Annotated in this window: 20 protein-coding genes; 18 read left to right on the forward strand and 2 right to left on the reverse strand. The window is 71.3% G+C overall.

What is annotated here, in order from left to right:
• Positions 1 to 2: 2 nt before the first annotated feature.
• The gene (gene ccsB, locus IEZ03_RS28415; protein ID WP_229808638.1) at positions 3 to 983 is read left to right on the forward strand and encodes a c-type cytochrome biogenesis protein CcsB; all 981 of its coding nucleotides are present in this window, start codon (positions 3 to 5) and stop codon (positions 981 to 983) included.
• Between the two features lie 40 nt (positions 984 to 1023).
• Here ccsB and IEZ03_RS38645 read toward each other — a convergent pair whose 3' ends face one another.
• On the reverse strand, positions 1024 to 1308 hold the full coding sequence (locus tag IEZ03_RS38645; RefSeq protein ID WP_184889331.1) for a PLD nuclease N-terminal domain-containing protein: 285 nt from the start codon (positions 1306 to 1308) through the stop codon (positions 1024 to 1026).
• A 137-nt stretch (positions 1309 to 1445) separates the two neighbouring features.
• On the opposite strand from IEZ03_RS38645, the gene IEZ03_RS28425 reads away from it, so the two are divergent.
• Positions 1446 to 2426 (forward strand): hypothetical protein, encoded by a 981-nt coding sequence (locus IEZ03_RS28425; RefSeq protein WP_184889329.1) that lies wholly within the window; start codon positions 1446 to 1448, stop codon positions 2424 to 2426.
• A gap of 14 nt (positions 2427 to 2440) precedes the next feature.
• Positions 2441 to 2716, forward strand: a complete 276-nt coding sequence (locus IEZ03_RS28430) for a hypothetical protein (protein ID WP_184889327.1) — start codon at positions 2441 to 2443, stop codon at positions 2714 to 2716.
• A gap of 75 nt (positions 2717 to 2791) precedes the next feature.
• Here IEZ03_RS28430 and IEZ03_RS28435 read toward each other — a convergent pair whose 3' ends face one another.
• On the reverse strand, positions 2792 to 2995 hold the full coding sequence (locus IEZ03_RS28435) for a BldC family transcriptional regulator (protein ID WP_021593176.1): 204 nt from the start codon (positions 2993 to 2995) through the stop codon (positions 2792 to 2794).
• 248 nt (positions 2996 to 3243) lie between these two features.
• Between IEZ03_RS28435 and IEZ03_RS28440 the strand changes: the two genes are divergently transcribed.
• The 15 genes from IEZ03_RS28440 (at position 3244) to nuoK (ending at position 17609) form a co-directional block, all read left to right on the forward strand.
• Positions 3244 to 4224 (forward strand): threonine ammonia-lyase, encoded by a 981-nt coding sequence (locus IEZ03_RS28440; protein ID WP_184889325.1) that lies wholly within the window; start codon positions 3244 to 3246, stop codon positions 4222 to 4224.
• Between the two features lie 65 nt (positions 4225 to 4289).
• Positions 4290 to 4529: a DUF4229 domain-containing protein gene (locus IEZ03_RS28445; RefSeq protein ID WP_132043266.1), complete on the forward strand. Its 240-nt coding sequence runs from the start codon at positions 4290 to 4292 to the stop codon at positions 4527 to 4529.
• 57 nt (positions 4530 to 4586) lie between these two features.
• Positions 4587 to 5288 carry a demethylmenaquinone methyltransferase gene (locus IEZ03_RS28450; protein WP_184889323.1) on the forward strand — a complete coding sequence of 234 codons (702 nt, stop codon included), beginning with the start codon at positions 4587 to 4589 and terminating at the stop codon, positions 5286 to 5288.
• Positions 5289 to 5420: 132 nt separating this feature from the next.
• The gene (locus tag IEZ03_RS28455) at positions 5421 to 6677 is read left to right on the forward strand and encodes a geranylgeranyl reductase family protein (RefSeq protein ID WP_184889321.1); all 1257 of its coding nucleotides are present in this window, start codon (positions 5421 to 5423) and stop codon (positions 6675 to 6677) included.
• A 155-nt stretch (positions 6678 to 6832) separates the two neighbouring features.
• Complete coding sequence (locus IEZ03_RS28460; RefSeq protein ID WP_184889319.1) at positions 6833 to 7192, forward strand: NADH-quinone oxidoreductase subunit A; 360 nt, start codon at positions 6833 to 6835, stop codon at positions 7190 to 7192.
• Complete coding sequence (locus tag IEZ03_RS28465; RefSeq protein ID WP_132043258.1) at positions 7193 to 7738, forward strand: NuoB/complex I 20 kDa subunit family protein; 546 nt, start codon at positions 7193 to 7195, stop codon at positions 7736 to 7738.
• Between the two features lies 1 nt (position 7739).
• Positions 7740 to 8486 (forward strand): NADH-quinone oxidoreductase subunit C, encoded by a 747-nt coding sequence (locus IEZ03_RS28470; RefSeq protein WP_132043256.1) that lies wholly within the window; start codon positions 7740 to 7742, stop codon positions 8484 to 8486.
• Entirely contained in the window at positions 8483 to 9853 is a 1371-nt protein-coding gene (locus IEZ03_RS28475; protein ID WP_184889316.1) for an NADH-quinone oxidoreductase subunit D, read from the forward strand. The genes IEZ03_RS28470 and IEZ03_RS28475 overlap by 4 nt, the downstream gene beginning before the upstream one ends.
• A complete protein-coding gene (nuoE, locus tag IEZ03_RS28480; protein WP_184889314.1) occupies positions 9850 to 10629 on the forward strand; it encodes an NADH-quinone oxidoreductase subunit NuoE in 780 nt (259 codons plus the stop codon). Before IEZ03_RS28475 ends, nuoE begins: the two co-directional genes overlap by 4 nt.
• On the forward strand, positions 10626 to 11924 hold the full coding sequence (gene nuoF, locus IEZ03_RS28485; RefSeq protein ID WP_132043250.1) for an NADH-quinone oxidoreductase subunit NuoF: 1299 nt from the start codon (positions 10626 to 10628) through the stop codon (positions 11922 to 11924). Before nuoE ends, nuoF begins: the two co-directional genes overlap by 4 nt.
• A complete protein-coding gene (locus IEZ03_RS28490; RefSeq protein WP_189241244.1) occupies positions 11921 to 14443 on the forward strand; it encodes an NADH-quinone oxidoreductase subunit G in 2523 nt (840 codons plus the stop codon). The genes nuoF and IEZ03_RS28490 overlap by 4 nt, the downstream gene beginning before the upstream one ends.
• On the forward strand, positions 14440 to 15798 hold the full coding sequence (gene nuoH, locus IEZ03_RS28495; protein ID WP_184889310.1) for an NADH-quinone oxidoreductase subunit NuoH: 1359 nt from the start codon (positions 14440 to 14442) through the stop codon (positions 15796 to 15798). The genes IEZ03_RS28490 and nuoH overlap by 4 nt, the downstream gene beginning before the upstream one ends.
• On the forward strand, positions 15785 to 16396 hold the full coding sequence (nuoI, locus tag IEZ03_RS28500) for an NADH-quinone oxidoreductase subunit NuoI (protein ID WP_184889308.1): 612 nt from the start codon (positions 15785 to 15787) through the stop codon (positions 16394 to 16396). The genes nuoH and nuoI overlap by 14 nt, the downstream gene beginning before the upstream one ends.
• Complete coding sequence (locus IEZ03_RS28505) at positions 16393 to 17313, forward strand: NADH-quinone oxidoreductase subunit J (protein WP_184889306.1); 921 nt, start codon at positions 16393 to 16395, stop codon at positions 17311 to 17313. Before nuoI ends, IEZ03_RS28505 begins: the two co-directional genes overlap by 4 nt.
• Positions 17310 to 17609: an NADH-quinone oxidoreductase subunit NuoK gene (nuoK, locus tag IEZ03_RS28510; RefSeq protein WP_131977572.1), complete on the forward strand. Its 300-nt coding sequence runs from the start codon at positions 17310 to 17312 to the stop codon at positions 17607 to 17609. The genes IEZ03_RS28505 and nuoK overlap by 4 nt, the downstream gene beginning before the upstream one ends.
• The last annotated feature ends 3 nt before the right edge of the window (positions 17610 to 17612 follow it).

Raw genomic sequence — 17612 nt, forward strand, 5'->3', positions numbered from 1 at the left:
AGGTGAGCGACGCCGACCTCGCGAACCTGAGCGACAAGCTCATGCTGACCACCGTGGTGATGTACGTGGTCGCGCTGGCGGCCTACGCCGTCGACCTCGGCTTCGGCCGCCGCCGCGCGGCGGCGGAGGCACGGGAGAAGTCCGAGGCGAAGGTCCTGGTGGGCGCCGCGGGCGCCGCGGCCGACGACCCGGCAACCGCCGAAGCCGGGGACGAGGCCGCGGACGAGGGCGAGCGCCCGCAGGTCGACTGGGTCCGCCTCGCGGTCTTCATGAGCGTGCTCGGCTGGGCCGCGCACCTCGGCGTCATGGTGTCCCGCGGGCTGGCCGCGAGCCGCTGGCCGTGGGGGAACATGTACGAGTTCCTCACCGCGATCGCCTTCGCCGCCGTCACCGCGTTCCTGGTCGTGATGTACCGGTACAAGGCGCGGTTCCTCGGCGCGTTCGTCATGCTGGCCGCCGTCATCGCGCTGGGTGTGGCGAACATCTGGCTGTACGACTCGGTGGGCCCGGTCACCCCGGCGCTGAACTCGTACTGGATCGCCATCCACGTCAGTGCCGCGATCGTCGCGACGGGCGCGTTCACCGTCGCGGGCGCCGCCACGATCCTCTACCTGCTGAAGGCCCGCGCCGAGTCCCGCGGGACCGCCGCGGACGGCGGCGTGCTGGCCCGCATCCCGTCCGCCGAGAGCCTGGACCGCCTCGCGATGCGGGTCACGATGTTCGCGTTCCCGATCTGGACGGCCGCGATCGTCATGGGCGCCATCTGGGCCGACCAGGCGTGGGGCCGCTACTGGGGCTGGGACCCGAAGGAGGTCTGGTCCTTCGTCACGTGGATCATCTACGCCGCCTACCTGCACGCCCGCGCGACGGCCGGGTGGAAGGGCCGCAAGGCCGCGGTCCTCTCGCTGATCGCCTTCGCGGCCCTGATGTTCAACTTCTTCGGCGTCAACTACATGTTCTCGGGGCTGCACTCCTACGCCTGACCCCGCACCCCCGTCGCCCCGTCACCCCGGCGGGGCGTCCTCAGCCGTCCCCGTCGCGGAGGCGGCGCTCCAGATCGCGGAGGAACGCCGGGTCGTCCTCCGGGCCCTTCGGGGCCGGGGCGGCGACCCGCGGGCCCGGGGCGGCCGACCGGCGTGCGCGCCCCTCAAGGAGCCACAGCACCGAGCCGACGAGGGGGACCAGGACGATCGCGAACCAGGCCCCCTTCGGCAGGTGCTGCACTTCGGACGCGTCGGTCCGGAGCACGTCCAGGATGCAGAAGACCCAGAAACCAACCAAAAGCAGGGTTACCAGCACGTATATCACGCTAAAAGGGTATCCGTGACTTGCGGGGATGACGCCGAGTCGGGTCCCGGCTTACCCTTCCGGAGGGGCCCTGTCCGGCACCGGACTCGACGAGCGTCGCTCGTGACCCCCGCGGGGCCCGCTGACAGAGGAGCCTGATGCGCTTCAAAGGCGTCCACCGCAAGCCCCGGGAGCTCCGGAGCCGGGAGTCGCTGCGCGGCGTACGGAGCCGCAAGGACGACACCGCGTACTCCTCGTCGCCGCCCGACTCGGGGCAGGTGCGGCCGCGCAGCAACCAGCCCCGCGACCGGTTCGGGCGGTTCCGCAAGGCGGGCCGCGACGACGACTACGCGCTCGGCCCCGGCGCCGTGGACGGCGGCCCCGACCCGGTGACCGAGCTCACCGGACGGCCGGAGCGGCGCGGGCCGGTACGCCGCAGGCTCGGCCGCCCCCGGTCCGGCGACTACTCGTGGAGCGATTTCGAGCTGGAGGACGACCGGCTGCGCGTCGAGCCGTACCCGCCGGGCACGCCGCACGCCGCCGACGGCCGCCGGCACTGCGGCCCCCTGGAGGGCATCCTCTACCGGCAGTGGGACGTCCGGGACGGCCCGCCGACACCCGAGGTCATCGGCGCCATCGACAGCCTGGCGTCGCTGCCCGCGCCGCTGAAGGAGAAGCTCGCGGGCGGGCTCGACGGGATCTACGTGGGGCCGGGCGGCGTCCCGCAGCTCGACGACATGGGCCACCTGCGCGACCGGCCGCTCCCCTCCGGCCGCGCCACCTGGGACATCTGCGCCGGCGCGTACGGCGACCGCAAGATCGTCGTGGGGGACCGGCCGTCCCCCACCCCCGACGTGATGCTGCACGAGGTCGGCCACGCGCTCGACGACATCGACGGCGACGACGGCGAGTGGACCTCCGACAGCCCCGCGTTCCGGAAGCTGTACGAGGAGTGCAGACCGCACCTGGCGAGCGACTTCCACCGCCAGCCGAACGCCCTCGGGCGCCGCGAGTTCTTCGCGGACGCCTTCGCCGCGATCTCCTCCCGCCAGCGCCCCGCCCTCGTGGATATGCTCGGCGGCAACATCCGGACGGCCCTGGAGGTCATGCTCTTCTTCAACCGCAGGTACGGGATCTAGGAGGGCGATCGAGGATGTACGTGATCCGGCTCCCCGATGGCACGCTCCGGGTTCCGCACAGCGTCCTCACCGAACCCGGCGAGCCGGACTCCGGAGCGGGCGAGGGACGGATCATCGCCGACGCCTACGTCGAGATCGGGCCGGGCGACCCGGACTACGACCGCCTCCTGGGCGAGTCGCTCACGGAGGAGGAACTGGCGGAGCGGCGGCGCCGCTGGCGGGACGAGGACGCGGACCTGCTCCGCCGGTTCGAGGAGTGGAAGGCGGACGACGCGGGAGACCAGGTGTGACGGGGAGGGAAGGGCCCCGGCCGCCCGGGCGGAGGGGACTGCCACGGCGCGGCGGTCCGGGCGGCTGAGGTCCGGTCAGCGGGCCGAATGCTCGGCGACGGGCTCCTCGCCGCGCAGCAGCGCGTGCACCTCGGACTCGCGGAAGCGCCGGTGCCCTCCCGGAGTGCGGATGCTGCTGATCCGGCCCGCGGCGGCCCACCGGGTGACCGTCTTCGGGTCGACCCGGAAGAGGGCGGCGACCTCTCCTGGGGTCAGCAGGCGCTCGCTCGTGCTCTCCACGTTTTCTCTCCCCCTTTGTCCCGCTCTCGGCGCGGGTGGACTGTTTAACAGTGTGGCGGGTCAAGACCGATTTCTCCCTTGTTTTCGGAAAAGATCACGGTCCGTAGTACGCCGAGCAGGAGCGATGACTCTCGGTACCCGCGACATGGGCAACGCCGTTCACGTTGACCCCGTTTGACCTGCCATGTCACGTCCGGGACGGGCCGCGGGGCAGCCCCTGTCCGCCGTGCGAAGTAGTCTCCCAGAACATGTCCGACCTCGTATCCCTGCCGGAGATAGAGCGTGCCGCAGAACGCATTGCGGGCGTGGCGGCCCGCACGCCGCTCGTGCCTTTTCCCCGCGACCCCGCACCCGCGGCGGCCGGCGAGTCGGCACTTCTGCTGAAGGCCGAGTCGCTGCAGCCGATCGGCGCGTTCAAACTGCGCGGCGCGTACGCCGCCATCTCCGCCCTGCCGCCGGCCGAGCGCGCACGCGGCGTCGTGACGCACTCCAGCGGCAACCACGCGCAGGCCGTCGCCTATTCGGCCCGCGCCCTGGGCATCAAGGCCGTCGTGGTCATGCCGCACACGACCCCCGGCGTGAAGGTCGACGCGTGCATCGCCCTGGGCGCCGAGGTCGTCTACGTCGAGCCGACGTCGCAGGCCCGCGCCGAGACCGCCGCCAAGCTCGCCGACGCGCACGGCTTCGCGATGATCCCGCCCTACGACGACGCCCGCGTCATCGCCGGCCAGGGCACCGTCGGCGTCGAGATCGTCCAGGACCGCCCCGACGTGGACGTCGTGCTCGTCCCCGTCAGCGGCGGCGGCCTGATCGCCGGCGTCTCCGCCGCCGTCAAGGCCCTGCGCCCCGAGGCCACGATCATCGGCGTCGAACCGGAACTGGCCGCCGACGCCCGCGACTCCATGGGCGCCGGCCGCCCCGTCACCTGGGACGCGGAGAAGACCGGCCGCACCATCGCCGACGCCCTCCGCGTCCAGCGGGTCGGCGACCTCCCCTTCGCCCACATGCGCGCCCACGTGGACGGCATAGTCACCGTCACAGAAGAAGAGATCGAAACGACAATGCGCCGCCTGGCCCGTGAAGCCCGCCTGATAGCCGAACCCGGTGGCGCCGTGGCCACCGCCGCCTACCTGCACCGCCAAGCCGAACTGCCCCCGGCCCGCACGTACGTGTCAATCCTCTCCGGCGGCAACATCGACCCGGCCCTCCTCCTGGACATCCTCAAGTAGGAGCGCCGCGCCGCCGGGGGCCCGGATCCCGGCTGGTGGGGGCGGGGGGTAGCCTCGGGAGTGTCATGCGTACCGTCGTTCTCTATACCTTGGCGCGGCTAGCGATCTTCGCGGCGACCGCGGGTGTACTGGCGCTGCTCGGAGCACGCGGATTCCTCCTGCTGCTGATGGCACTGCTCATCAGCGGAGTGGTCAGCTACGTCCTGCTCTCCACACAGCGCGACCGGATGTCCTCGGTAGTGGTCTCCGGCGTCCGCACCCAGCGACAGAAATTCCAAAGGTCGGTAACCAAAGAAGACGCCTAGCGGGAGCGGCCGCCCCGCGGTTCGTAACCGGCGTGCCGCGCCTTCTAGGGTGGGGGCATGAGCCGCGCCTCCCTTGACAAGAAGCCCGCCGACGTCGCGGCGATGTTCGATGGCACCGCCGAGCGGTACGACCTGCTGAACACGCTGATGACCGGTGGGCAGGACCGGCGGTGGCGGCGGGAGGTCGTGCGGGCCGTGGAGGCCCGCCCCGGGGAGCGGATCCTCGACCTCGCGGCGGGGACGGGGACGTCCTCGGTGCCGTTCGCCGAGGCGGGCGCGCACACCGTCGCGTGCGACTTCTCGCTCGGCATGCTGCGGGTCGGGGTGCGGCGGCAAGCGGGTGTGCGGCGGCTGAGCTTCGTGGCTGGGGACGCGCTGCGGCTGCCGTTCGCGGACGGCGTGTTCGACGCCGTGACGATCTCGTTCGGGCTGCGCAACGTCGCGGACACCGGGCAGGCGCTGCGCGAGCTGCGGCGGGTGACGAGGTCCGGCGGCCGGCTGCTGGTGTGCGAGGTGAGCCACCCCCCGAACGGGCTGCTCGCGCTCGGCCACCGGACGCACCTGAAGTTCGGGCTGCCGCTGCTGGCGCGGGTCAGCTCCAACCCCGACTCCTACCGCTACCTGGCCGAGTCGACGCTCGCCTGGCCGGACCAGGCGGCGCTGGCGCGGCTGCTCCAGGACGCGGGCTGGGGCGAGGTGCGCTGGCGGGACCTCACGTTCGGGGTGGCCGCGCTCCACCACGCCGTGAATCCGGGGTGAGGCATGGACGGCCGGTGGGAGCGATCCAGATCCGGACCACCCAGAAGTACCCACCAGTCCTGATAAAGGAATAGACTCCCCGTCGGATCCTTGTGAAGTGCTTCACAAGCGAACGAGCTGAAGAGGAACGCCGTGACCGACTCCGCCCGACACGCAGACGTCATCGTCGTCGGGGCAGGCCCCGCCGGATCGTCGACCGCCTACTGGCTGGCGCAGGCCGGTCTCGAGGTGTTCCTGCTGGAGAAGGCCACCTTCCCGCGGGACAAGATCTGCGGTGACGGCCTCACCCCGCGCGCCGTCCGCGCCCTCATCGGGATGGGCGTCGACGTCAACGACCCCGGCTGGGGGCGCAACAAGGGGCTGCGCATCTACGGCGGCGGCGTGAAGGTGGAGCTGCCGTGGCCGGAGCTCGCGTCCTTCCCCGACTTCGGGCTCGTCCGCAAGCGCACCGACTTCGACCAGTTCCTCGCCGAGCACGCCGCGAAGGCCGGCGCCCGGCTGCTGCAGGGCTGCACGGTGACCGGCCCGATCCTCGACGAGCGCACCGACCGCATCACCGGCGTCACCGCGAAGTACGAGGGCGAGGACGTCGAGTTCCACGCGCCGCTGGTCGTCGCCGCCGACGGCAACTCGACCCGGCTGTCGCTCGCGATGGGCCTGCGGCGGCGCGAGGACCGCCCGATGGGCGTCGCGGTCCGCCGCTACTTCCAGACGCCGCGCCACGACGACGACTACATGGAGGCGTGGCTGGAGCTGTGGGACGGCGAGCGCCTCCTGCCCGGCTACGGCTGGGTCTTCGGCGTCGGGGACGGCACGTCCAACGTCGGCTGCGGCCTGCTCAACACCAGCCAGGCGTTCCAGAACGTCGACTACCGCGGGCTCCTCAAGCGCTGGTGCGCGCAGATGCCGGAGGACTGGCAGTTCGACGAGGAGCACGCGACCTCGAAGATCCGCGGCGCGGCGCTGCCGATGGGCTTCAACCGGCAGCCGCACTACACCCGCGGGGTGCTGCTGGTCGGCGACGCCGGCGGCATGGTCAACCCGTTCAACGGGGAGGGCATCGACTACGCGCTGGAGTCCGGCCGGCTGGCCGCCGACATCATGGTGCAGGCGCTCGCGCGCCGCACCCCCGCGCAGCGGGAGCGGACGCTGTACGAGTACCCGCGCATCCTGAAGGACGAGCACGGCGGCTACTTCACGCTGGCCCGCGTGTTCGTGCAGGCCATCGGCGACCCGCGCATCATGAAGTTCCTCACCTCGCACGGGCTGCCCCACCCCACGCTGATGCGGTTCACGCTCAAGCTCCTGGCGAACCTGACCGATCCCAAGGGCGGGGACTCGATGGACCGCGTCATCAACGCGATGCAGAAGGTGGCTCCGTCGGCATGAGCGGACCCGTGCGATTCAAGCTTCCGCAGGTGAGCGGACTACAGTGCATGACCGACCCCCTGAGGGGAGCGCTATTGAACACCTTGGCCAGGGTGGCGGCCCGCGGCGGGGCCGTTCCGTACAACGTCGTACGTTCCGAGGAGAGGCCGTAGAGCATGGATCTCTATATTCCGCTCATCGCGCTCGGGGTGCTCGGCTTCGCCTTCGCCGCCTTCTCGGTGGTGATGGCCTCCTTGACGGGGCCCAAGCGATGGAACCGCGCGAGGCTCGACGCCTACGAGTGCGGTATCGAGCCGACCCCGCAGCCGGTGGGCGGCGGGCGTTTTCCGATCAAGTACTACGTGACGGCGATGCTGTTCATCGTCTTCGACATTGAGATCATCTTCCTCTACCCCTGGGCGGTCGCGTTCGACCGGATGGGGCTGTTCGCCCTTGTCGAGATGGTCCTTTTCATCGCCGCCGTTCTCGTCGCGTACGCCTACGTGTGGCGGCGCGGCGGTCTGGAGTGGGACTAAATGGGTATCGAGGAGAAACTCCCCAGCGGTTTCCTGCTGACCACGGTCGAGCAGGTCGCCGGGTGGGCGCGCAAGAGCTCGGTGTGGCCGGCGACGTTCGGCCTCGCCTGCTGCGCGATCGAGATGATGGCGACGGGCGACCCCCGGCACGACTTCTCCCGGTGGGGCATGGAGCGCGCCTCGGCGACGCCGCGGCAGGCCGACCTGATGATCGTCGCGGGCCGGGTGAGCCAGAAGATGGCGCCGGTGCTGCGGCAGATCTACGACCAGATGACCGAGCCGAAGTGGGTCATCGCGATGGGCGTGTGCGCCTCGTCCGGCGGCATGTTCAACAACTACGCGATCGTGCAGGGCGTCGACCACGTCGTCCCGGTGGACGTCTACCTGCCCGGCTGCCCGCCGCGGCCGGAGATGCTGCTCGACGCGATCGTGAAGCTGCACGACCAGATCCAGAACACCAAGCTCGGCCCGCAGCGCCAGAAGCAGATCGCCGAGCTGGAAGAGGCGAAGCGCCGCCGGCTTCCGCTGCTGGGACAGGGGGCCTGAGATGAGTTCCGAGCACCCGGAGCAGCGGGCCGAGCAGGCCGCCGACCAGCTGCCCGCGCAGACCGAGGAGGAGCGCCGCGAGCAGCCGGTGGTCCGCCGCGGCATGTTCGGCGCGAAGACGACGGGCGACACCTCCGGCTACGGCGGCCTCGTCGTCCGGCAGACCCCGAAGGTGTCGACGCCGCGTCCCTACGGCGGGCCCCGCGGCGCGGCCGAGCCCGGCGAGTTCGACGAGATCGCCGACGAGCTGGAACGCGCCTACCCCGACTACGGCGACGCGATCGAGCGGGTCGTGGTCGACCGCGGCGAGCTGACGTTCTACGTCAAGCGGCAGCACCTGCGCGAGGTGGCGCGCACCATGCGGGACGACCCGTCGCTGCGCTTCGAGCTGTGCTCGGGCGTGTCGGGCGTGCACTACCCGGCGGACGAGGGCGCGGAGCTGCACTCCGTCGCGCACCTGCTGTCGATCACGCACAACCGGCGGGTGCGGCTGGAGGCGACCTGCCCGGACGCCGACCCGCACATCCCGTCGCTCGTCCCCGTGTACCCGACGAGCGACTGGCACGAGCGCGAGACCTACGACTTCTTCGGGATCGTCTACGACGGTCACCCCGCGCTGACGCGGATCGAGATGCCGGACGACTGGGTCGGCCACCCGCAGCGCAAGGACTACCCCCTCGGCGGCATCCCCGTCGAGTACCGAGGTGCGGAGATTCCCCCGCCGGACGAAAGGCGGTCGTACGTATGAGCTCGACCAAGTACACCGAGTACGACGCCTACGCGGCGGAGGAGGCGGCGTCGGGGACGGCCGGCGGCGAGACGCAGGGCCGGATCTTCGACGTCGGCGGCGCGGACTGGGACCAGGTCGTCGCCGGCGCCGAGGAGGCGGACGACGAGCGCCTCGTCGTCAACATGGGCCCGCAGCACCCGTCCACGCACGGCGTGCTCCGGCTGATCCTCACCCTCGACGGTGAGACGATCAACGAGGTCCGGCTGGTGATCGGCTACCTGCACACCGGCATCGAGAAGAACATGGAGTTCCGGACCTGGACGCAGGGCACCACGTTCTGCACCCGGATGGACTACCTGGCTCCGCTGTTCAACGAGGCGGCGTACTGCCTCAGCGTGGAGCGGCTGCTCGGCATCGAGGACCAGATCCCGGAGCGCGCCCAGATCATCCGCGTGATGATGATGGAGCTGAACCGGATCTCCTCGCACCTGGTGGCGATCGCGACGTTCGGGCTGGAGCTCGGCGCGACGACGGTGATGCTGAACGGCTTCATCGAGCGCGAGTACACCCTCGACCTGTTCGAGGAGATCACCGGCCTGCGCATGAACCACGCCTACATCCGCCCGGGCGGGGTCGCGCAGGACCTGCCGAGCGGCGCGACCAGCAAGATCCGCGACTACCTGGACCGGATGCCGAAGCGCATCCAGCAGCTGCGCAAGCTGCTGGACGCCAACCCGGTGTTCCTGGCCCGCACGAAGGACGTCGCGTACCTCGACCTCACCGGCTGCATGGCGCTCGGCGTCACCGGCCCGGTGCTGCGCTCGACCGGTCTCCCGTGGGACCTGCGCAAGTCGCAGCCGTACTGCGGCTACGAGACCTACGACTTCGAGGTCCCGACGCAGGACACCTGCGACGTGTACGGCCGCTACCTCGTCCGGATGGCCGAGATGGAGGAGTCGCTGAAGATCATCGAGCAGTGCCTGGACCGGCTGCAGACCGTCAAGGGCCCGGTGATGATCGAGGACAAGAAGATCGGCTGGCCGGCGCAGCTGGCCATGGGCGCGGACGGCCTCGGCAACTCGCCCCGGCACATCGCCCACATCATGGGCACCTCGATGGAGGCGCTGATCCACCACTTCAAGCTGGTGACCGAGGGCTTCCGGGTGCCGGCCGGGCAGGCGTACGTGCCGATCGAGTCGCCGCGCGGCGAGCTCGCGGCGCACGTGGTGAGCGACGGCGGCACCCGCCCGTTCCGCGCCCACTTCCGCGACCCGTCCTTCGTCAACCTGCAGGCCGTCCCGGCGATGTCCGAGGGCGGCATGGTCGCCGACATCATCGCCGCGGTCGCCAGCCTCGACCCGGTCATGGGAGGTGTGGACCGATGACGTACGAGCCGGAGGTTCGTGAACGGCTGGAGCGCGACGCCAAGGAGATCATCGGCCGGTATCCGCGGCCGAGGTCGGCGCTGCTGCCGATGCTGCACCTCGTCCAGTCGGAGGAGGGGCACGTCACGCAGGACGGCATCGAGTTCTGCGCGGAGCTGCTCGGCATCACGCCCGCGCAGGTCACGGGCGTCGTGACGTTCTACACGCAGTACAAGCAGGCGCCGGTCGGGGAGTACCACGTCGGCGTCTGCATCAACACGCTGTGCGCGATCATGGGCGGCGACCAGATCTGGGCCGAGCTGAGCGAGCACGCCGGGGTCGGCAACGACGAGGCCACCCCGGACGGCAAGGTCAGCCTGGAGCGGATCGAGTGCAACGCGGCCTGCGACTTCGCGCCCGTGATGACGGTCAACTGGGAGTTCTTCGACAACATGACTCCCGAGAAGGCCAAGAAGCTGGTCGACGACCTGCGGGCGGGGCAGCGGGTGCTGCCCACGCGCGGGCCGGAGCACCTGGCCACGTGGCGGGAGGCGTCCCGCGTCCTCGCCGGGTTCCCCGACGGGCGCGCCGGCGAGGGCGTCCAGGCCGGTCCGGAGTCGCTGCGCGGCCTTGAGCTGGCGCGCGAGCGCGGCTGGGAGGCGCCGGCGGCGGACGTCGACCGCGCGCGGCCGGACGAGCCGGTGCGGCCCGAGGAGATCTCGGCACCGCCGCACGAGCCGGGCAAGCCGATCCCCGGTGACGCGAAGCCCGGCAGCCAGGAGGGACGGAGCAAGTGACCACGCTGACGCCGGTCCTCACCGGCAACTGGGACCAGCCCGACTCGTTCACCCGTGCGGGCTACGAGCGCGGGGGCGGCTACAAGGCGCTGCGCAAGGCGTTCGGGATGGACCCGGACGACATCGTCCAGGCGGTCAAGGACTCCGGGCTCCGCGGCCGCGGCGGCGCGGGCTTCCCCACCGGCATGAAGTGGGGCTTCCTGCCGCCGACCAGCCCGAACCCGCGGTACCTGGTCGTCAACGCGGACGAGTCCGAGCCGGGCACGTGCAAGGACATCCCGCTGATGATGGCCAACCCGCACGTGCTCGTCGAGGGCACCATCATCAGCTCGTACGCCATCAGGTCGAACATCGCGTTCATCTACGTGCGCGGCGAGGTGCTGCACGTGATCCGCCGGCTGCACCAGGCGGTCGCGGAGGCGTACGAGGCGGGCTACCTCGGCAAGGACATCCTCGGGTCCGGGTACGACCTGGACATCGTCGTGCACAGCGGCGCCGGCGCCTACATCTGCGGCGAGGAGACGGCGCTGCTGGATTCCCTGGAGGGGTTCCGCGGCTGGCCCAGGCTGAAGCCCCCCTTCCCGGCGGTGGCGGGCCTGTACGGCGGGCCCACCGTCATCAACAACGTCGAGTCGATCGCGTCGGTTCCCTCGATCGTCGGGAACGGCCCGGAGTGGTTCGCCGCGATGGGCACCGAGAAGTCGCAGGGCTTCGGGATCTTCTCGCTGTCCGGGCACGTGACGCGGCCCGGCCAGTACGAGGCGCCGCTCGGCATCACGCTGCGGGAGCTGCTCGACATGGCGGGCGGCATCCGGGAGGGGCACCGGCTGAAGTTCTGGACGCCCGGCGGGTCGTCCACCCCGATCTTCACCGACGAGCACCTGGACGTGCCGCTGGACTTCGAGTCCGTCGGCGCCGCCGGGTCGATGCTCGGCACCCGCGCGCTGCAGATCTTCGACGAGACGACCTGCGTCGTCCGGGCGGTGCTGCGCTGGTCGGAGTTCTACGCGCACGAGTCGTGCGGCAAGTGCACGCCGTGCCGCGAGGGCACCTACTGGTACAAGCTCATGCTGAAGCGCCTGGAGGCCGGCCAGGGCACCGAGGAGGACCTGGAGACCCTGCTGGACATCTCCGACAACATCCTCGGCCGCGCGTTCTGCGCCCTCGGCGACGGCGCGACCAGCCCGGTCGTGTCGTCCATCAAGCTGTTCCGGGACGAGTACCTCCAGCACTTCGAGCGGGGCGCCTGCCCGTTCGACCCGGCCGAGTCCACCCTCTGGGGAGGTGCCAAGTGACCGTCACCGACGACAAGTCGGCGGTGGAGAAGCGCGAGGACATGGTCTCCTGCACCATCGACGGCTTCGAGATCGAGGTGCCGAAGGGCACCCTGATCATCCGGGCCGCCGAGCTGCTCGGCATCCAGATCCCGCGGTTCTGCGAGCACCCGCTGCTCGACCCGATCGGGGCGTGCCGGCAGTGCCTGGTGGAGATCCCCGACGCCGGCAACGGCCGCGGGATGCCGAAGCCGCAGGCGTCGTGCACCACGCCGGTGATGCCGGGCATGGTCGTCAAGACCCAGCTCACCTCGCCGGTGGCCGACAAGGCGCAGCACGGCGTCATGGAGTTCCTGCTCATCAACCACCCGCTGGACTGCCCGGTCTGCGACAAGGGCGGCGAGTGCCCGCTGCAGAACCAGGCGATGTCCAACGGCCGCGGCGAGACGCGGTTCGTGGAGACCAAGCGGACGTGGCCGAAGCCGATCCCGCTGTCCAGCCAGGTGCTGCTCGACCGGGAGCGCTGCATCCAGTGCACGCGCTGCACCCGGTTCTCCGAGGAGATCGCCGGCGACGCGTTCATCGAGCTGACGAACCGCGGCGCGAAGGAAGAGATCGGGATCGCCGAGGACCGGCCGTTCCAGTCCTACTTCTCCGGCAACACCGTGCAGATCTGCCCGGTGGGCGCGCTCACCGGCACCGCGTACCGGTTCCGGTCCCGCCCGTTCGACCTGGTGTCGACGCCGAGCGTCTGCGAGCACTGCGCGTCCGGCTGCGCGATGCGGACCGACCACCGGCGCGGCAAGGTGACGCGGCGGCTGGCCGGGGACGACCCGCACGTCAACGAGGAATGGAACTGCGACAAGGGCCGCTGGGCGTTCACCTACACGACGCAGCCCGACCGGCTCACGCACCCGCTGGTCCGCAACGAGGACGGCGTGCTGGAGCCCGCGTCCTGGCCGGAGGCGCTGACCATCGCGGCCGAGGGCCTCGCGGCGGCGCGCGGCTCCGCGGGCGTGCTGACCGGCGGCCGCGTCACCCTTGAGGACGCCTACGCCTACGCCAAGTTCGCGCGGATCGCGCTCGGCAGTAACGACGTCGACTTCCGGGCCCGGCCGCTGTCGGACGAGGAGTCGCGCTTCCTCGCCTCGTCGGTCGCGGGACGCTCGATCGAGGTGTCCTACACCGACCTGGAGCAGGCGCCGGCCGTGCTCCTCGCCGGCTTCGAGCCGGAGGAGGAGTCGCCGATCGTTTTCCTGCGGCTCCGCAAGGCGTTCCGCAAGAACGCGCTGAAGGTGTACGCGGCGGCGCCGTTCGCGACCCGCGGGCTGGACAAGGTCGGCGGCACGCTGCTGCCGACGGCGCCCGGCGCCGAGGCCGACACGCTCGCGTCGCTGATCGGCGACGCGGACCGGTCCGACGTCCGGACGCTGCTGGAGGCGCCCGGCGCCGTGATCCTGGTGGGCGAGCGGCTCGCCGGCAGCCCCGGCGCGCTGACCGCGGCGGTCCGGCTGGCGCGGGTGACCGGCGCCCGGCTGGCGTGGGTGCCGCGCCGGGCCGGGGAGCGCGGCGCGCTGGAGGCCGGTGCGCTGCCCGGCCTGCTGCCGATCGGCCGCCCGGTGACCGACCCGGCGGGGCGGGCCGAGGTGGCCCGCGTCTGGGGCGTCGCCGCACTGCCCGACGCGCCCGGCGAGGACACCGCCGGGATCATCGCGTCGGCGGGCCGGGGGGAGCGCGGCGCGCTGCTCGTCGGCGGCGTCGACCCCTACGACCTGCCCGACCCGGAGGCGATGCTGCGGGCCCTCGACGCGACGCCGTTCGTGGTGAGCCTGGAGCAGCGGCCGAGCGCGGTCACCGACCGCGCCGACGTCGTCTTCCCGGTCGCGGCCGTCGCGGAGAAGTCCGGCACGTTCGTCGACTGGGAGGGCCGCGGCCGCCAGTTCGACGTCGTGCTCAAGGCCGCCGGGCGGATGTCCGACCTGCGGGTGCTGGACTCCCTCGCCGACGAGCTGGACGTCCACCTGGGCCTGCCCGGCCCGGAGGCGGCGCGCCGCGAGCTGACCGAGCTCGGCGCCTACCGCGGCGAGCGCCCGGAGGCGCCGGACGTGGCGCAGGCGCTCCCGCCGCACCCCGAGCGCGGTGAGGCGCTGCTCGCGACGTGGCGGCTCCTGCTGGACCGGGGACGCCTGCAGGACGGCGAGCCGTTCCTCGCGGGCACCGCCAAGGCCGCGGCCGCGCGGCTGTCGCCCGCGACGGCCGCGGAGATCGGCGCCACCGAGGCGGTCACCGTCTCGACGGCGCGCGGCGAGGTCACGCTGCCGCTGGAGGTGACCGCCGACCTGCCCGACCGGGTGGTGTGGCTGCCGACCAACTCGGCCGGCTGCTCGCTGTACCGGGACCTCGGCGCGGCGGCGGGCGGTGTGGTCGGGATCGCGAGCGGGGTGCTCCGGTCCGCGGCCGCCGCGGCGCCGGAGTCCGGCGCGACGGCCGTGTCCGGCGCGCCGGCGGCGTCCGATGAGAACGCTGGAGGGAGCAAATGAGCCCGCTCGCTGCGGCCCTGCCTCTGCAGGCGCCCCTGGCGCCGGTCGCCGCGGACCCGACGCTGGAGGACTTCGGCTCGGACCCGTGGTGGCTGATCGGCGGCAAGGTCCTCGCCGTCTTCGCGTTCCTCGTCGTGACCGTGCTGCTGACGATGTGGATCGAGCGCCGCGTCATCGGCCGGATGCAGCTGCGCGTCGGCCCCAACCGCGCGGGCCCGTTCGGGCTGCTGCAGGGCCTCGCGGACGGCATCAAGCTCGCCCTGAAGGAGGACATCGTCCCCCGCCAGGTCGACAAGGTCGTGTTCGTCCTGGCGCCGGTCATGGCCGCGGTGCCCGCGTTCATCTCGTTCGCCATCATCCCGATGGGGCCGACGGTCTCGATCTTCGGGCACCAGACGCCGCTGCAGGTCACCGACCTTCCGGTCGCGGTGCTGCTGGTGCTGGCGATGGCGTCGATGGGCGTCTACGGGATCGTGCTCGCCGGCTGGTCGTCGATGTCGCCGTACTCGCTGCTCGGCGGGCTCCGCTCGTCCGCGCAGGTGATCTCCTACGAGATCGCGATGGCGCTGTCGTTCGTGGCCGTGTTCATGTTCGCCGGCTCGATGTCCACCTCGGAGATCGTCGCGGCGCAGCAGGACCGCTGGTTCGTGCTGCTGCTGGCCCCGTCCTTCGTCGTGTACGTGATCACGATGATGGGCGAGTCGAACCGCATCCCGTTCGACCTGCCCGAGGGCGAGGGCGAGCTGGTCGGCGGCTTCCACACCGAGTACTCGTCGCTGAAGTTCGCGATGTTCTTCCTCGCGGAGTACATCAACCTCGCGACGCTGTCGGCGCTCGCCACCACGCTGTTCCTCGGCGGCTGGCGCGCTCCCGCGCCGATCTCCACGGTGTGGGCGGGGGCCAACTCCGGCTGGTGGCCGGTCCTGTGGTTCCTGGCCAAGGTGTTCCTGTTCATCTTCTTCTTCATCTGGCTGCGCGGCACCCTGCCGCGCGTCCGCTACGACCAGCTGATGAAGCTCGGGTGGAAGGTGCTGATGCCCTTCTCGCTCGGCTGGATCCTGCTGGTCGCCACCATCCGCGCGCTGCGCAACGAGGGCTACGACATGCAGCAGATCGTGATCGTCGCCGCGGTCGCCGCGGCGGTGGTCCTGGTGGCCACGGTGCTCTGGGAGATGTTCCGGGGCGGCGAGGACGAGAAGGAGATCGTGCCGGGCGCGGGCGAGGGCGGCAAGCCCGCCCCCGCGGCCGGCGGTTTCCCGGTGCCGCCGATGGACGCGCCCCACTACCGCGGTGAGCCGGCCGGCGCATCCAAGATCAGTACCCCTCCTGAGGAGGTCACCAGTGGGACTAACTGATTTCCTGAACCCGGTGAAGGGGTTCGGGGTCTCGTTCCACCAGATTTTCATGAAGAGCGAGACCGTTCAGTACCCCGAGGTGAAGAAGCCGACCGCGCCGCGCTTCCACGGGCGGCACCAGCTCAACCGGTGGCCGGACGGCCTGGAGAAGTGCATCGGCTGCGAGCTGTGCGCCTGGGCGTGCCCCGCCGACGCGATCTTCGTCGAGGGGGCGGACAACACCGCCGACGAGCGCTACTCGCCCGGTGAGCGGTACGGCCGCATCTACCAGATCAACTACCTGCGCTGCATCCTGTGCGGGCTGTGCATCGAGGCGTGCCCGACGCGGGCGCTCACGATGACCAACGAGTACGAGCTCGCCGACGACAGCCGCGAGAGCCTGATCTACACCAAGGAGATGCTGCTCGCACCGCTGCGCGAGGGCATGGAGGCGCCGCCGCACGAGATGCGGCTCGGCGACACCGAGGAGGACTACTACCGCCTCGGCCTCCAGCCCGAGGAGCCCGCGCCCACCGTGCCCTCCGAAGAGGGCGGACGCGCCGGCGCGGACCAGGCGGTCAAGCGCGAGAAGTCCCGCAAGCGGGGTGAGAGCGCGTGATCTCCGCGATCCAGGGCGCCCCCGTCCTCGCGGCGGAGGTGGCCGACAAGCAGGCCGGCGAGCCGTTCTTCTTCTGGCTGCTGGCCATCGTGTCGGTCTCCGCCGCCCTCGGCATGGTCTTCATGCGGAAGGCGGTCCACTCGGCGCTGCTGCTGGCGACCGTGATGCTGTCGCTCGCCGCGCTGTACGCGATCCAGAGCGCCCCGTTCCTGGCGTTCGTGCAGGTGATCGTCTACACCGGCGCGGTGCTGATGCTGTTCCTGTTCGTGGTGATGCTCGTCGGCGTCAGCTCCACCGACTCGCTGGTGGAGACGATCCGCGGGCAGCGGTTCTGGGCGGCGGTCGCCGCGATCGGGTTCGTCGCCCTGCTCGGCGCCGGGCTCGCGAACGCGGCGCTCGGCGGCACGGCGGGCCTGCAGCAGGCCAACGCCGAGGGCAACGTCGTCGGCCTGGCGCGGCTGCTGTTCTCCAAGTACGTGTTCGCGTTCGAGGTCACCAGCGCCCTGCTGATCACCGCGGCGCTGGGCGCGATGGTGCTGGCGCACCGCGAGCGGATGGGCGAGAAACCAACGCAGAAGGTCCTGTCCAAGCGGCGGTTCCTGTCCGGCGACCACCCGGGGCCGCTGCCCGGCCCCGGCACCTACGCCCGGCACAACGCCGTCGACATGCCGGCGATGCTGCCCGACGGGACCACGTCGGTGCTGTCGGTCAACCCGGTCATCGCCGCCCGCGTCGACACGGCCGAGCGGCACGCCGACCTCCACGGCTCCACCGCGGAAGAGGCGGTCGAGCGGAACGTGCGGGACGTCAAGGCCGTCACCGCGGAGGCCGCGGACGCGGACGCCGAGGGGCGCGTCGCCAAGCCCGGGACGCGGGCCGCGGGCGGCAACGAGGGTGAAGGCGAGGCTGGTTCATGAGTCCCGGGCACTACCTGGCGCTTTCGGCGATCCTGTTCACCATCGGGGCGCTCGGCGTCCTCGTGCGCCGCAACGCGCTCGTGGTCTTCATGTGCGTCGAGTTGATGCTGAACGCGACGAACCTGGCGTTCATCTCCTTCTCCCGCATGCACGGCAACCTGGACGGTCAGATCATCGCCTTCTTCGTGATGGTGGTGGCCGCCGCGGAGGTCGTGGTGGGCCTCGCGATCATCATGACCGTCTTCCGGACCCGCAGATCCGCGTCGGTCGACGACGTGAACCTGCTGAAGTACTGAGAG

It is taken from the genome of Actinomadura livida (genome assembly GCF_014648675.1).
In the GTDB taxonomy this organism is placed as follows: Bacteria; Actinomycetota; Actinomycetes; order Streptosporangiales; family Streptosporangiaceae; genus Spirillospora; species Spirillospora livida.

Coding starts and splice junctions, on each gene's coding strand:
- IEZ03_RS28475 (WP_184889316.1), top strand. CDS start 8,483: ATGAGCTCGACCAAGTACACCGAGTACGACGCCTACGCGGCGGAGGAG.
- IEZ03_RS28445 (WP_132043266.1), top strand. CDS start 4,290: ATGCGTACCGTCGTTCTCTATACCTTGGCGCGGCTAGCGATCTTCGCG.
- IEZ03_RS28465 (WP_132043258.1), top strand. CDS start 7,193: ATGGGTATCGAGGAGAAACTCCCCAGCGGTTTCCTGCTGACCACGGTC.
- IEZ03_RS28450 (WP_184889323.1), top strand. CDS start 4,587: ATGAGCCGCGCCTCCCTTGACAAGAAGCCCGCCGACGTCGCGGCGATG.
- IEZ03_RS28440 (WP_184889325.1), top strand. CDS start 3,244: ATGTCCGACCTCGTATCCCTGCCGGAGATAGAGCGTGCCGCAGAACGC.
- IEZ03_RS28470 (WP_132043256.1), top strand. CDS start 7,740: ATGAGTTCCGAGCACCCGGAGCAGCGGGCCGAGCAGGCCGCCGACCAG.
- IEZ03_RS28425 (WP_184889329.1), top strand. CDS start 1,446: ATGCGCTTCAAAGGCGTCCACCGCAAGCCCCGGGAGCTCCGGAGCCGG.
- nuoK (WP_131977572.1), top strand. CDS start 17,310: ATGAGTCCCGGGCACTACCTGGCGCTTTCGGCGATCCTGTTCACCATC.
- nuoH (WP_184889310.1), top strand. CDS start 14,440: ATGAGCCCGCTCGCTGCGGCCCTGCCTCTGCAGGCGCCCCTGGCGCCG.
- IEZ03_RS28460 (WP_184889319.1), top strand. CDS start 6,833: ATGGATCTCTATATTCCGCTCATCGCGCTCGGGGTGCTCGGCTTCGCC.
- IEZ03_RS28430 (WP_184889327.1), top strand. CDS start 2,441: ATGTACGTGATCCGGCTCCCCGATGGCACGCTCCGGGTTCCGCACAGC.
- nuoE (WP_184889314.1), top strand. CDS start 9,850: ATGACGTACGAGCCGGAGGTTCGTGAACGGCTGGAGCGCGACGCCAAG.